The 14,095-nt window shown below is 36.8% G+C and carries 12 protein-coding genes; 5 read left to right on the forward strand and 7 right to left on the reverse strand.

Annotation, left to right across the window (positions count from 1 at the left end; genetic code table 11):
- The coding region (locus tag ES711_RS14995) for a T9SS type A sorting domain-containing protein (RefSeq protein WP_146894126.1) at positions 1-1,595 on the forward strand (1,595 nt) is incomplete at its 5' end.
- Positions 1,596-1,954: 359 nt separating this feature from the next.
- Here the strand turns inward: ES711_RS14995 and ES711_RS15000 are convergent.
- From ES711_RS15000 to porX, 7 genes are all read right to left on the reverse strand, one after another.
- Positions 1,955-3,058, reverse strand: coding sequence for an O-antigen ligase family protein (locus ES711_RS15000; RefSeq protein WP_146894127.1), 1,104 nt, complete (start codon positions 3,056-3,058; stop codon positions 1,955-1,957).
- Between the two features lie 22 nt (positions 3,059-3,080).
- Positions 3,081-4,220, reverse strand: a complete 1,140-nt coding sequence (locus ES711_RS15005) for a glycosyltransferase family 4 protein (protein WP_317129882.1) — start codon at positions 4,218-4,220, stop codon at positions 3,081-3,083.
- A gap of 257 nt (positions 4,221-4,477) precedes the next feature.
- On the reverse strand, positions 4,478-4,858 hold the full coding sequence (locus tag ES711_RS15010) for a DUF4258 domain-containing protein (RefSeq protein ID WP_146894129.1): 381 nt from the start codon (positions 4,856-4,858) through the stop codon (positions 4,478-4,480).
- Position 4,859: 1 nt separating this feature from the next.
- Complete coding sequence (locus ES711_RS15015; RefSeq protein ID WP_146894130.1) at positions 4,860-6,059, reverse strand: alanine dehydrogenase; 1,200 nt, start codon at positions 6,057-6,059, stop codon at positions 4,860-4,862.
- 545 nt (positions 6,060-6,604) lie between these two features.
- The gene (locus ES711_RS16310; RefSeq protein WP_170245284.1) at positions 6,605-6,748 is read right to left on the reverse strand and encodes a hypothetical protein; all 144 of its coding nucleotides are present in this window, start codon (positions 6,746-6,748) and stop codon (positions 6,605-6,607) included.
- A gap of 208 nt (positions 6,749-6,956) precedes the next feature.
- A complete protein-coding gene (gene tsaE, locus ES711_RS15025; protein WP_146894132.1) occupies positions 6,957-7,361 on the reverse strand; it encodes a tRNA (adenosine(37)-N6)-threonylcarbamoyltransferase complex ATPase subunit type 1 TsaE in 405 nt (134 codons plus the stop codon).
- A gap of 472 nt (positions 7,362-7,833) precedes the next feature.
- Positions 7,834-9,387 carry a T9SS response regulator signal transducer PorX gene (gene porX / locus ES711_RS15030; RefSeq protein ID WP_146894133.1) on the reverse strand — a complete coding sequence of 518 codons (1,554 nt, stop codon included), beginning with the start codon at positions 9,385-9,387 and terminating at the stop codon, positions 7,834-7,836.
- Positions 9,388-9,425: 38 nt separating this feature from the next.
- Between porX and ES711_RS15035 the strand changes: the two genes are divergently transcribed.
- The 4 genes from ES711_RS15035 (at position 9,426) to lpxA (ending at position 14,064) form a co-directional block, all read left to right on the forward strand.
- Entirely contained in the window at positions 9,426-10,661 is a 1,236-nt protein-coding gene (locus tag ES711_RS15035) for an HD domain-containing protein (RefSeq protein ID WP_146894134.1), read from the forward strand.
- Between the two features lie 121 nt (positions 10,662-10,782).
- Entirely contained in the window at positions 10,783-11,811 is a 1,029-nt protein-coding gene (gene lpxD, locus ES711_RS15040; protein ID WP_146894135.1) for a UDP-3-O-(3-hydroxymyristoyl)glucosamine N-acyltransferase, read from the forward strand.
- Positions 11,798-13,204 (forward strand): bifunctional UDP-3-O-[3-hydroxymyristoyl] N-acetylglucosamine deacetylase/3-hydroxyacyl-ACP dehydratase, encoded by a 1,407-nt coding sequence (locus tag ES711_RS15045; RefSeq protein ID WP_146894136.1) that lies wholly within the window; start codon positions 11,798-11,800, stop codon positions 13,202-13,204. Before lpxD ends, ES711_RS15045 begins: the two co-directional genes overlap by 14 nt.
- Before the next feature lie 74 nt (positions 13,205-13,278).
- Positions 13,279-14,064 (forward strand): acyl-ACP--UDP-N-acetylglucosamine O-acyltransferase, encoded by a 786-nt coding sequence (gene lpxA, locus ES711_RS15050; RefSeq protein WP_146894137.1) that lies wholly within the window; start codon positions 13,279-13,281, stop codon positions 14,062-14,064.
- The last annotated feature ends 31 nt before the right edge of the window (positions 14,065-14,095 follow it).

Genomic DNA, 14,095 nt, shown 5'->3' on the forward strand with positions numbered 1-14,095 from the left:
CCGGCAAAGATGTAACCATCAATGCCGGAGATAAGGTGACCCTTTCTGCTACGGGGGCGAAGTACTTTAAGTGGAGTACCGGCGACAAGACATCTACTACCACGGTTCGGCCAACAGCCACTACGACCTACAGTGTACGGGGCACCAATGATGACGGATGCGAAGGCACGGATACCGTAACAGTGATCGTGAAAAAGGAAGAGTCTGCAGGTATTACGGCAGATGCGGGAGTAGAGCAGACCATCTGCGAGGGTTCCAGCGTCACTCTATCGGCCACTGGCGGCTCTACTTATTTATGGAGCACAGGAGATAAAACCCAAACTATTACCGTAGTTCCGGAGAAGACAACAAAATATACCGTTACCGCCTATGATAGTACGGGAAAAAAATCTGACAGCGATGAGGTTTCAGTAAGAGTCAACCCGTATGCCAAAGTAAATGCCGGAAAGAATGTCACCATCAATGCTGGAGAAGAGGTTACCCTCTCTGCTACGGGGGCCAAATATTTTATGTGGAGTAACGGAGTCAAAGAGTCCAGTATTACGGTTCAGCCGACGGTTACTACAACCTACAGTGTGCGGGGCAAGAATGATGATGAGTGTGAAGGTAGGGATAAGGTCACCGTAACCGTGCTGAACAATGATAGAGCAGTGGCTGATGCAGGTTCAGACCATACCATTTGTGAAGGATCAACTATAACACTTAATGCAGAAGGTGGAGATTCCTATTTATGGAGTACTGGGGAAACCACATCCACCATTGTCGTAAATCCAACAACTACTTCAAAGTATTCAGTTACAGCCTATGTTGGTGAAACTGAAGATACAGATGACGTTATAGTTTATGTAGACTCAAAACCTAATGTAAATATTACCAATGGTACAGAGACTTCAATTCTTAAAGGAGAGTTTATAACCCTTTCGGCTACTGGTGCAAAAACATATAAATGGAGTAATGGTTCTACTGACCCTAATATAGCAGTGAGTCCAGAATCCACTAAATCCTATAGTGTCATTGGTAGCGTAGATAAATGTTCTGCGACAAAATCAATAACCGTTAATGTTTATGACAAAGTGGTGGCAAATGCAGGTAAGGATGTGACAATATGTAAGAATGAAACAACAATTCTCACCGCTAAAGGTCCTGAAAACAGTAATTATTTATGGAGTACTGGTGAGACTACGAAAAGTATTATTGTAGAGCCCAAAGTGGATACCGAATACTCTGTAATGGTTTACCATGATTTAGATACTGACACAGACAGTGTTATGGTAAAGGTCGAAGACTGTAAAACTTCCCCAGACATCATTGATCCAACCACAGATATAATTGAAGGGTCAACAGAACTGAAATTGTCAATTTACCCTAATCCTACACATGGATTAGTACATATCAACATTTCAGGCCTTACTAATCTATCAAGTATTCACTTGTATGATATTTCCGGCAAGTCCTTATATAATGAAACGATTAATAATGGTCAAACAAAAAGTTACGTAAAAAAATTGAATTTATCAGATTATGCAGCGGGTATTTACCTATTACAACTGGTAGATAACCAACGCGTTATTACTAAAAAAATCGTGGTAAGGTAAACTGTCATTAGTATTTATATGCCAGCATAAAGCCGTCTCAAATCTTGAGGCGGCTTTTTCCATTATACCAAATGTATATATGTAACAGGTACTATTATAAAGGTTGTCTGCTTTGTGATGTATGATTCAGCGCGAGAAGCAATAGGCTTTTGTAAAGAAAGCATATGCTGAATTTTCCAAGCCCTCAGGAAAGTGTTTTCAACATTGTAATTAATCATATTTAAACGAGTTTATTGATGCGGCTCTGTGATTTATAAGGAAAAGTCCATTAAAAAGTAGTTTAGCATATATTAACTGGTTGCTTACAATTTACATTATGAGGTAATTTATATCGGAGCACGAATGCGGAAATGTAAGACTCAAATAAGTTCTTCTAAAGTGTCTTCTGTCTTTAACTTATAAATTTGATATTGAACCCACATCGCTGCAAATGTGACATAGTAAAATCCAAAAAAGTTATGGTTTGCCATTAAAAATAAAGCTAACGCAATTATTTGCATAATTAGATTAGGTGCTCTGCGGAAGTAAATGAAACTCATATAAAGCAAGTAAATGATATACATCACAAAAATAATGAAGGGTATAATTCCTGCCTCTCCTATTATTCTTAAATACGTATTATGAACACCTAAGTTCATATTGCCCTTTCCTGAAAATGTTCCGTATCCATTACCTATTAACGGAGAATCATAAATTTGATCATAAAATAATGCCCATGTGTCGGCTCTCGAATCGGAAGTTATTTCTTGATTGGAAACCTTTTCATTGCTTACCAAATTTTTCAGCTGGTTAAACCGCGGATTATTTAGGCCTACCAGTTCATCTATAAAAAATAATGTACCTAAGATCAATACACCACTACCTAAAATACGGAGATTTTTGATACTTATTTTTAAGGAGATTAAATTAATAAAAAGCCAGATAACAATAAATGTTCTGGAGAAGGTTAGCAGTCCTGCTAATGTAAATACAAACTGTCCTATATATTTTAAACTTGCTCTTTTCAAGCCATAGGTTAAGGCAAATCCCGTTATGCAAATAAACCCGGCTACATTCGGATTGAGATAAAAGCCAGAATAACGCCCAAAACGCGTTGGAAAAAATATGGATTCGACCCCAATACTCAACGCGCCAATCAATAGAAACACATAGAGTTCAGTGATTTTAATGTGTTTGGAGAGTTCATACCCACATATAATAAAAAGTAGATATTTTATAAATTCCATTAAAAAGGTAAACGGATCACCAGAATATTGCAGTCCTGAAATGGAATAAAACAGTAAAGCAATAATCAACAGCCACCAATTAGGAGCAGACTTTTTTTCTAAAAAATAATATATGGCTAATAATACTATGGTTGCATAACTTAATATGCTCCCGAGAGCACCTCCGTAAATAGACAAAGCAATTGAAGGCAAGTTCAATATCACTAAAGCAAAAATTATATATTTTAAAATTTTCATAGTTTTAGTAGTATATAATCGCTTATTTGATGTGCCTTGTTATAATAGCACCCCATTGGGCCGTAACCTTTTTACTGGTATAATGTTCTGAAGTTTCCCTAGCTTTTTCTGAAAATTGTGTTCTTAAGTTTTCGTCAGAAATCAATTGAGAAATTTTTGAAGTTAATAAATTCTGGTCATCAACCGGTACCAAGAACCCATTAACACCATCATTGATTAAGTCTGAAGGCCCATAATCACAATCCGTGGATATACAGGGTAAACTAAAATGCATTGCCTCTAATAGTGCGTTAGGGAAGCCTTCTGATCGCGATGTAAATACAAAAAGCGATGCTTTATTATAATAATTATGAATGTCTTTTATATGTGATAAAATTTCAATTTTATCTTCTAGATGATAAGACTTTATCAGTTCTATTAAAGTTGTCTTTTTAGGACCTGCTCCAATAATTATGACTTTCCAACCCTCTGGCTTTAGAGTGTTAAAAGCATTGATTAGTTTATAGTGTTGTTTATCATCATTAAGCCGTCCCACGGAAAGTATAATGTTTTCTCTTGTAACAGATTCGTTTCTTAATAGAGACAGTTCTGAAGATAATGGATTGGGGAGTATAGAGATGTCAAGCGATTTACCAATAGGTTCATAAAACCGTTTCACGTTTTTTGTCTGTACAATTAAATGATTGGCCAAGGGGTAGACAAGCTTTCTCAAAATCAACCAAAATTTAGGAATGGCATTGCTTTTTGGATTATTACGTTCACTTATCAAACATGGGATGTGATTTAATTTTGCAGCCACCGTAGCAATTATATTTGCAGAAGTTATAAACCCTATAAGCAAGTCAATCTGTTCATTTTTGGTAATTTTGGATACTCTTCGCGTTAAGTCAAAATTCAATTTGATAGATCCAATGGCTGAGACTGGTTTATCAATGTCATCAAAGCATGATATCACCTTAATTCTATTGTCTAGAGGATAGAATGGGTCAGATTTTGTAAATGTAATAATGGTAACTTGATATTTTTCAACAAGTTGATTGCTTAGAGTTGAAATAACGCGTTCTGCACCACCTGGTCTTAGAGCCCCAATGACAAAAGCTATTTTCTTTTTATTTGTTTTCAGAACCTTAACTAAATTAGTATTTAGACTATTATCTTTAATGGAAGAAGATGGTTTTTATAAGCAACAAAGTTTATTTTGAAATAGTAAAGGCACATCATAGTACCTATATAAACTTCGGTTAAACATGTGTATATCTTCTCTATTTCAAAATATATATTTTATTGTTTGAAATAGGCCACAATATACTCAAATAATTATTTCATTTGGATAGTCCGTAAATATATTTAAAATGTTCCCTAAGATGGAAGCAGCGCGATGATTGTGGAACTAAAAATGTGGTATAGGTTGTCTGAAGCCTAATCATTTACATGTAAAACAATAGTTTCAACAGTGGCCAAAGAATCGCAATTTTTAACTTGCAATCTAAACTCTTGCTCCTTATAGCTGTTTTCTATAATATAAGTTTTACATGGTTCAGTTTTGGTATCACTTTCTGAAAAATTGACTGATCCATATTTAATCATATCAGAAACCACGGTGGTGTCTAAGTCAAATGTTCGCATGGTTTGTAAAGCTTCTTCAGAGAATGCTTTCTTATTCAAGGAAATAATTTTAGTGGTTCTGGCATTGGGACTGTAAGCGCAGGAAGTTTTTTTCCCGCTTAAAAAGAAAGCAAGGATAACTAAACCAATGGAAAAGCCACCTAAATAATAGCCCAAACGATGAATAAATTTCATTTTAAAAAATTAAGAGATTGACGTCACTGTATTTTAAATCGAACCAATTGGCAACCGACTTGTTTGTTAAAATACCGTGGTAAAAGTACAATCCATTTTTTAAACCTCTGTCAAAACGTAGTGCATTTTCGATTCCGCCATCGTCGGCAATTTTTAAAAGATAAGGAGTAAACATATTACTGATTGATACAGAGGCTGATCGAGAATAGCGTGCAGGAATATTAGGCACACAATAATGAACAACTCCATTGTGTTCAAAGGTAGGTTTATCGTGGGTGGTCACTTCACTGGTTTCAAAACAGCCACCCATATCAATGCTCACATCAATAATTACTGCCCCAGATTTCATGCAATCTACCATAGATTCAGTGACCACAATTGGCGCCCTATTAGTGCCGCGTACGGCGCCAATAGCTATATCACAACGTTTCAAAGCTTTCAGTAAATTTTTAGGCTGCAGAGTTGAGGTGTATAAGGTTCTGCCTAAATTGGATTGAACCGACCTTAATTTGGTGATTGAGTTGTCAAATATTTTAACATTCGCCCCCAAACCAATGGCTGAGCGTGCGGCAAATTCGCCAACAGTACCAGCCCCAATAATGACGACTTCGGTGGGTGGAACCCCACTGATATTCCCAAACATCAGCCCATTACCTCCGTTTATATTGGACAGGAGTTCAGCGGCAATAAGTATGGATGCAGTTCCGGCAATTTCGCTTAAAGATCGCACTGCAGGATAAGAGCCGTCATCGTCTTTTATAAACTCAAAAGCCAAAGCGGTAATGCGCTTTGCCGCTAAAGTTTCAAAATATTTCTTGTTTTGGGTTTTAAGTTGGAGGGCAGAGATTAATAAGGTTTGTGGATTAATCATCTTAATTTCATCCAAAGATGGCGGTTCCACTTTTAAAATAATAGGGCAGGAGTACACTTTTTCGGTGTCTTTGGTGATTTCGGCACCAGCTTCGCTATACGTTTTATCTTTAAAATTAGCGCCTTCGCCAGCACCAGCTTCAAGCATAACCCGATGACCGTTAGAGACGATCGCCGATACTGCATCTGGAGTTAAACAGACGCGTTTTTCCTGAAAATAAGTCTCTTTGGGAATGCCTATAAAAAGCTTTCCTTTTTTTTTATAGATTTCGAGCGTCTCTTCTTGAGGAAGTAACTGTTCTCGGGTAAAAGGGGACATTGATTTGCTCATTTGAATTTGAAATAGGCACTCAAATTACAAATATTTATTTTAATACGGGCGTTCTAAATTATTAGAAGTACTCGTTGACTTTTTCAAAAAAATTCTTTGGTTTTATTCTGAACTCATCTTCTAATTCTTGCATTGTTTTTCCCGCGTCGTTGATTTTGCTAAAAATTTTCGCTCTAATCAAATAAATCGAAGGTATTACTATAGCCATAATGGGAATTAAATAGAAGAATTGCTTGCTGTCAACATATTTTAAATCATCATTTAAAACAGTAAAAACCTGAAACGAGAACATGCATATGGGCACTAAGAGTACATGATACCACCAATGTCTACAAGTGAAAAACCAAATAAATAATAATAATAAAGGAATAACTTTATTTGCTAATGTCCACGCCACAGTCAATGCACTTCCATAAAATTTACTATCGTACGTAAATAAGAATGTGTGCCAGACTGGAACGTCGGGCACACTTTCATATAAATAAAACAAATAGGGGGTAGCTGCGATTAAAGTCGCAATTATACTTCCTATTATAAAATTCTTTTTATCCGTGCGTCGGAACTCTGATTTTATCTCTGTCAATTTGGGTTTTTGTTTGTTCATTTAAATCAATAAGATTTGTCGCTTGTGCAGTGAACAATGCACCTCCAAATATTGCTAATGCAATAACGTACTTTTTTGTTTTCATAATTCTAGGGTTTTTAATTAATTAATTTGATTCAAAATTAGTCTGAACACGTAGTAAATCGTGTTAAACAAACGTTAAAATAAATCCCTAAACCCTTGTAAACGTTACGGTTTTCCCGTACTCTTCAAAATTGACGTGGGGTGCCGATGCCTAATTTTTGCAAATTATTTTCTGCTTTTTTGCTTAATGTTGGTTTCAGTTAGTTTTTTTAATCAATATATAGCGTTCTTGAGCCGTCTACATTCGATTTTATAGTAATTTTAGTGTATTCTTCAGGCAGTAAATGCTCAATTCGTTCTGGCCATTCTATAAAAACATAGTGATCAGAAAACAGATAATCTTCAATTCCGAAATCCAGCGCCTCTTCTTCGTTCTTTATTCTATATAAATCAAAATGGTAAATGAGACCATCTTTGATCTCATATTCGTTGACTATAGAAAATGTTGGACTACTAACATTTCCTAAAATACCCAGTTGTTTTGACAATGCTATGATCAAAGTGGTCTTTCCTGAGCCCATATCGCCATAGAATAAAAGCGTTTTAGAAGTGAGTTGTTTTATAATAGCGTCTGCAACAGATTGAATATCTTCAAGTTGATATGTAAATTCCATTGATACATTTAATAATTATTTTGCCAGACAATAATAGACATTATTACTGAAAAGAACTAATAAAAAATGCATTTCGTCGGGATTTTGATGCGTTACATGGAGCTATTGTCGAATATAGGGTTAAAACCCTGCAAGTTATTGCAGTTATTCTAGTTCTTATAATGTTTTCGTCTTGTTGTAGGTCACAACTACTTTCTGAATTCTCATTCCAGAAGTATTTTGAGTTGTCTTTCGTAGGATGACACCTTTTGATTACCCTGTTTTAGAAAGGGAATACAACAACGTTGACGTGTTTTAATGGTCCACATATTAACTTACCTTTTTCGGATTGACCTACTGTAAAAAGCATGTTTTCATCTCGATAAAGCGAGGAGTGAGTGTTGAGAAATCTCAGGATTATATGACTCCTCTTCGTTCCTCATTCGAGATGATAAGCTGTTTTAAAACTATGAACTTCCAATCCGAAGTGCATCTATTTAGGATTAAGCACTACAAAAGGGATAATCATTTCCTCCAATGACACTCCGCCATGTTGGTAGGTGTTTCTGAAATAACTCACATAGTGGTTATAATTGTTAGGATAGGCTAAAAACATATCGCCTTTAGCAAAAATAAAAGAACTGCTCATGGTGATGGTTGGGAGGTGAATATCCTTCGGATCTTTTACGACAAACACATCCTTGGCCTCGTAAGTTAAGCTTCTTCCGGTTTTATACCGCAGGTTTAAGCTGGTTTCTCTGTCGCCAATAACCTTTGTCGGATTGTTTACATTTATAGTACCATGGTCCGTGGTCAGGATTAATTTAAAGCCCATTTGCTGTGCTTTTTGAATCATTTCTAATAATGGCGAGTTTTTAAACCAGCTCAATGTTAAGGAACGATAAGCTTTGTCATTGGAAGCAAGCTCTTTTACCACTTCCATTTCGGTTTTGGAATGGGAGAGCATGTCTACAAAATTATAAACAATCACCGAGAGGTCATTGGTTTTTAAAGATTTGAAATTTTCAAGTAATTTTTTTCCTGATTGCAGATTGGTGATTTTATGGTACTCCGTTTTCATTTGTTGAAGTCCTAAACGTTTCATCTGAGCTTCTAAAAATTCGGCCTCGTAAAGATTTTTGCCGCCATCATCTACATCATTTTTCCAATAATCAGGATGGCGTTTTTCCATCTCACTAGGCATTAACCCTGAAAAAATGGCATTTCTAGCGTATTGAGTGGCGGTGGGAAGAATGCTATAAAACGAACTTTCCGCACTTTTTTTATAATAGTTGCTTACAATAGGTTCAAAAGCTTTCCATTGATCATAGCGCAAATTATCAATCACAATCAATAATGTAGGTTGCCCGGTTTTTAGTTCTGGAACAATTTTGTCCTTAAACAGATTGTGCGACATGACCGGAGCGTCCGCATTCTTTTCAAACCAGCTGGTGTAATTTTTTTCAATGAATTTCCCGAACTGGGCATTAGCTTCAGTTTTTTGTGATTCTAAAATTTCCGTCATTCCAACATCTTCAATATCTTCTAACTGCAATTCCCAATAAATCAATTTTTGATATAAATCAGCCCACTCTTCGTAGCTGTTTACCATAGACATGTCCATGGCTATTTTTCTAAATTCTTGCTGATAATTGGAAGTGGTTTTTTCTGAAATCAAACGGGAATGGTCCAAATTCTTTTTTAAGCTCAGCAAGATCTGATTAGGATTAACTGGCTTGATCAGATAATCGGCAATTTTATTACCAATCGCTTCTTCCATGATATATTCTTCTTCGCTTTTGGTAATCATAACTACTGGAAGATTGGCACGACGTTCTTTAATCTCATTCAAGGTTTCTAAACCGGTTAAGCCTGGCATATTTTCGTCTAAAAAAACGATGTCAAAATTGGTGTCATTAATAATCTCTAAGGCTTCTGTACCACTTTTGCAGGTCGTGACCTGATAGTTCTTTTTTTCTAAAAAAAGGATGTGTGGTTTTAGTAAGTCAATTTCGTCGTCAACCCAAAGAATATTTATATGGTTCATGTATATTTGTTTATAAATTAATGTTTAAATTCTCAAGTTTGAATAAAGTAAACAAACTCAAAATATTCAACGACCCAATTTACGGATTTATTACCATACCGAATTCGTTAATCTTCGATTTGATTGCCCATAAGTATTTTCAAAGACTGCGCCGAATTTCTCAAATGGGCATGTCTTATTTGGTATATCCAGGAGCTCACCACACGCGGTTTCATCACGCTATGGGAAGCATGCATCTCATGCAAAAAGCGGTCAATGTGCTTCGTTTTAAGGGTGTTGAAATTTCTAATGATGAAGAAAACGGGTTGTTAATAGCCATTTTGTTGCACGATATTGGTCATGGCCCTTTCAGTCACGCCATGGAACACAGCATCGTCACTGGCATTTCGCATGAAGCTATTTCGTTGCTTTTTATGCAGCGTTTGAATGCTGAGTTTAACGGAAGTTTAACGCTAGCCATCTCAATTTTTAAAGGTGAATACCATCGAAACTTCATGTGTCAGCTCATTTCCGGTCAACTCGACATGGATAGAGCAGATTACCTGAAGCGCGACAGTTTCTACACGGGCGTGGCTGAAGGCAATATCAATGCCGAACGTTTAATTACCATGCTCAATGTTGTGGATGATGAATTGGTAGTAGAAGAAAAGGGGATTTATAGTGTGGAGAAATTTCTTGTAGCGCGAAGATTGATGTATTGGCAAGTGTATTTGCACAAAACGAGTGTCGTGGCAGAGCAGTTGCTGATGCGTGTATTAAAGCGCGCCAAAGAATTGACCAATAAAGGGGTAGAGTTACGAGCCAGTAGAGCTTTGTCCTATTTTTTGAAGAACGATATTAATACTACTAATTTTAATGATGAAACTTTAGAGGTGTTTGCACATTTGGACGATTATGATATTGTATCCGCTATGAAGGAATGGCAATATCATGAGGATTTTGTGTTGAAGAATTTATGTGATATGATTATCAATCGCGACCTTTTAAAAGTGAAATTGAAAGATAAAAAGCGCAAAATTGAAAAGGTAAAGGAACACAAGGATATGTTGATGAAACGCTATAACATATCTCCTGAAGAAGCAGATTATTTCGTGTTTACCGGGCAAATCTCCAATCAGGCCTACCAACTCAAATCTCAGAACATAAACATTTTGCACAAATCAGGCAAAATCCAAGACATTGTAAAGGCATCAGATCAATTAAATTTAAAGGCCCTTTCAAAACCAGTTACAAAATACTATATCTGCTATCCAAAGCCTGAGTCAATTTCCTAAATAGTCAATAATTAGAGTAACTTCGTGATGAATTGTCAATTTTGGACCGTTGATAACTCCATTATAAACAACTCTCCAACAAACAGGAATATATGGTACATTTTTTCTATTTTTGCGTTTGATGAAATTTACAGCATTACAAATAGCAGAAATTTTAGATGGCGATATCGTGGGCAATCCGGATGTCGAGGTCTCTAAACTTTCAAAGATAGAGGAAGGTACGGAAGGTTCGTTGACGTTTTTAGCCAATCCCAAGTACAAACCCTATATCTATTCTACAAAAGCGTCTATCACCATTGTAAGTAAAACTTTTGAAGCGGAAAGCGTCATAAGTACAACGCTTATTAAGGTAGAAGACGCTTACAAATCCTTTTCGAAACTTTTAGAATATTACAATCAAGCAAAACTGAATAAGTTTGGTATTGAGCAACCATCCTATGTTGCTGAAACGGTTACTTATGGTGATGATGTATACATTGGTGCATTCACCTATATAGGCGAAAATGTAAAAATTGGAAATAATGTAAAAATTTTCCCCAACTCTTTTATCGGCGACAACGTTAAAATTGGGGATCATACGGTAGTATTTGCCGGCGCAAGAATATATTATGATTGTGTTATTGGCAAAAATTGTGTTATTAATTCCGGGGTCATCCTTGGTGCCGATGGGTTTGGTTTTGCACCGGATGACAAAGGCGAATATTCTAAAGTACCTCAAACAGGGAACGTTATATTAGAAGATTTTGTTGATGTTGGAGCGGCCACTACCATTGATCGCGCCACCTTAGGCTCTACAATTATCCGAAGAGGGGTTAAATTGGACAATCAAATACAGATTGCCCACAATGTTGAAATTGGCAAAAACACGGTCATTGCTGCTCAAACCGGCGTTGCGGGATCTACTAAAATTGGCGAAAATTGTATTATTGGGGGTCAAGTTGGGATTGCGGGACATATTGCTATAGGTAATAATGTAAAAATACAAGCGCAATCTGGAGTCGGCAGAAATGTGAAGGATAATGAAGCTATTCAAGGGTCTCCAGCATTTGGGTACGCGGAGTGGAATAAATCTTATGTATATTTTAAAAATTTGCCTAAAATCATGAAAGAAATAAATGATATTGATAAAAAAGTAAATGGGAATAGTTAAAACAAACCTTAAACAGAAAACCATTCAAGAGTCTGTATCTCTTACAGGCGTTGGGTTGCATACCGGTAAAGATGTAACGATGACGTTTTCACCAGCTCCAGTTAATTCTGGATTTTCATTCAAACGGTTGGATCTTGAAGGCACGCCCATTATTGAGGCGGATGCAACTTTTGTAACCAATACACAGCGCGGAACTTGTTTAGAAAAGAATGGTGTCCTCATTCAGACTTCGGAACATGTGTTAGCCGCCCTCGTGGGAATGGATCTGGATAATGTGAGCATTGAATTAAACGCATCCGAACCTCCAATTATGGATGGCTCATCAAAATTCTTCGTAGAAGCTCTAGAAAAAGCTGGTGTTGCTGAGCAAGACGAGTTTAGGGAAGAATATGTCATCATAGAAGTTGTCTCATATATTGATGAGGGTACTGGAAGTGAGATTATCATTTTGCCTGCCAACGAATACCAAGTGACTACCATGGTCGATTTTGGCACAAAGGTTTTAGGCACCCAAAATGCAACCTTAAACACGATTTCAGACTTCAAAGAAGACATTTCAGATTCGAGAACCTTCAGTTTTTTACATGAAATTGAAATGCTTCTTGAACATGGACTTATAAAAGGTGGTGACTTAAATAACGCTATTGTGTATGTAGACAAGGAATTGTCTACGGAAACCATGGAGAAATTAAAAATAGCATTTAAAAAAGATACTATTGCGGTTAAGCCCAACGGAATTTTAGATAATTTGACATTGCACCATCCAAATGAGGCCGCACGTCATAAATTATTGGACGTTATTGGCGATTTAGCGTTGATTGGCATCCGATTAAAAGGTAAAGTCATTGCGAACAAACCAGGACATTCCATCAACACACAGTTTGCCAAAAAAATGTCCAAGATGATTAAACTCGAAAGAAGGAGCAATGTTCCTATCGTCGATTTAAATCAGGAACCGTTAATGGACATCAACCAAATTATGGACATGTTGCCACACAGGCAACCATTTTTGTTGATTGATAAAATCTTCGAATTGACCGATACTGGGGTCATCGGTATGAAAAACGTCACCATGAATGAGCCGTTTTTTGCCGGCCATTTTCCAGGTGCTCCTGTAATGCCAGGGGTTTTAATAGTGGAGGCTATGGCGCAAACAGGCGGTATATTAGTGTTAAGCACTGTTCCAGATCCTGAAAATTACCTAACCTTCTTTATGAAAATTGATAAGGTGAAATTCAAGCAAAAAGTTGTGCCAGGGGATACCCTCGTTTTCAAGTGTGACCTGATCACGCCTATCCGAAGAGGTATTTGTCATATGCAGGGTTATGCCTATGCCAATGGGAAACTTTGTGCGGAGGCCGAATTGATGGCGCAAATATCAAAAGTCAAATAAGAATAACATTTCAGTTCTTAGAAAGCAACTCACTTAAAGTGCGTCTAAAGACATCAAACTAATAAAAAAATTAAATGAACCAGCCACTCGCATATGTGCACCCTGGTGCTAAAATAGCCAAGAATGTTGTAATTGATCCATTTACAACCATACACAATAATGTGGTGATTGGAGAAGGCACATGGATAGGAAGTAACGTGACCATTATGGAAGGCGCTCGGATTGGTAAAAACTGTAATATTTTTCCAGGAGCGGTAATTTCAGCTGTACCCCAAGATTTAAAATTTAAGGACGAAGACACCACTACCGTTATCGGTAATAATGTGACCATCAGAGAATGTGTAACCATCAATAGAGGTACTTCTGACCGAATGAAAACCATTATTGGCGATAATTGTCTCATCATGGCCTATTGTCATATTGCGCATGATTGCATTGTGGGTAATAATTGCATCTTTTCTAACAGCAGCACTTTAGCTGGACACATTACTGTAGGAGATTATGTTGTTTTGGCCGGGATGGTTGCCGTGCATCAGTTTTGTTCTATCGGAAATCATGCCTTCGTTACAGGTGGATCTTTGGTGCGTAAAGATGTGCCTCCGTTTGTAAAAGCGGCTCGTGAACCATTATCTTATGTGGGAATTAATTCTGTAGGCCTGAGAAGACGCGGTTTTTCTTCAGATAAAATCAGAGAGGTTCAGGATATTTACCGAATTCTCTACCAGAAAAATTACAATAATACCCAAGCTTCAGAAATTATAGAAGCAGAAATGGAAGCAACGCCAGAACGTGACGAAATTTTGCAATTCATAAAAAACTCCCACAGAGGGATTATGAAAGGCTATTTCAAGTCGAACTAAGCATATATTATAAATCAAAGCATAACTACAA

This window comes from Gelidibacter salicanalis (assembly GCF_007997285.1).
Classification (GTDB): domain Bacteria; phylum Bacteroidota; class Bacteroidia; order Flavobacteriales; family Flavobacteriaceae; genus Gelidibacter; species Gelidibacter salicanalis.

Coding starts and splice junctions, on each gene's coding strand:
- ES711_RS15000 (WP_146894127.1), bottom strand. CDS start 3,058: ATGAAAATTTTAAAATATATAATTTTTGCTTTAGTGATATTGAACTTG.
- ES711_RS15010 (WP_146894129.1), bottom strand. CDS start 4,858: ATGAAATTTATTCATCGTTTGGGCTATTATTTAGGTGGCTTTTCCATT.
- ES711_RS15015 (WP_146894130.1), bottom strand. CDS start 6,059: ATGAGCAAATCAATGTCCCCTTTTACCCGAGAACAGTTACTTCCTCAA.
- ES711_RS16310 (WP_170245284.1), bottom strand. CDS start 6,748: ATGAAAACAAAAAAGTACGTTATTGCATTAGCAATATTTGGAGGTGCA.
- tsaE (WP_146894132.1), bottom strand. CDS start 7,361: ATGGAATTTACATATCAACTTGAAGATATTCAATCTGTTGCAGACGCT.
- porX (WP_146894133.1), bottom strand. CDS start 9,387: ATGAACCATATAAATATTCTTTGGGTTGACGACGAAATTGACTTACTA.
- lpxD (WP_146894135.1), top strand. CDS start 10,783: ATGAAATTTACAGCATTACAAATAGCAGAAATTTTAGATGGCGATATC.
- ES711_RS15045 (WP_146894136.1), top strand. CDS start 11,798: ATGGGAATAGTTAAAACAAACCTTAAACAGAAAACCATTCAAGAGTCT.
- lpxA (WP_146894137.1), top strand. CDS start 13,279: ATGAACCAGCCACTCGCATATGTGCACCCTGGTGCTAAAATAGCCAAG.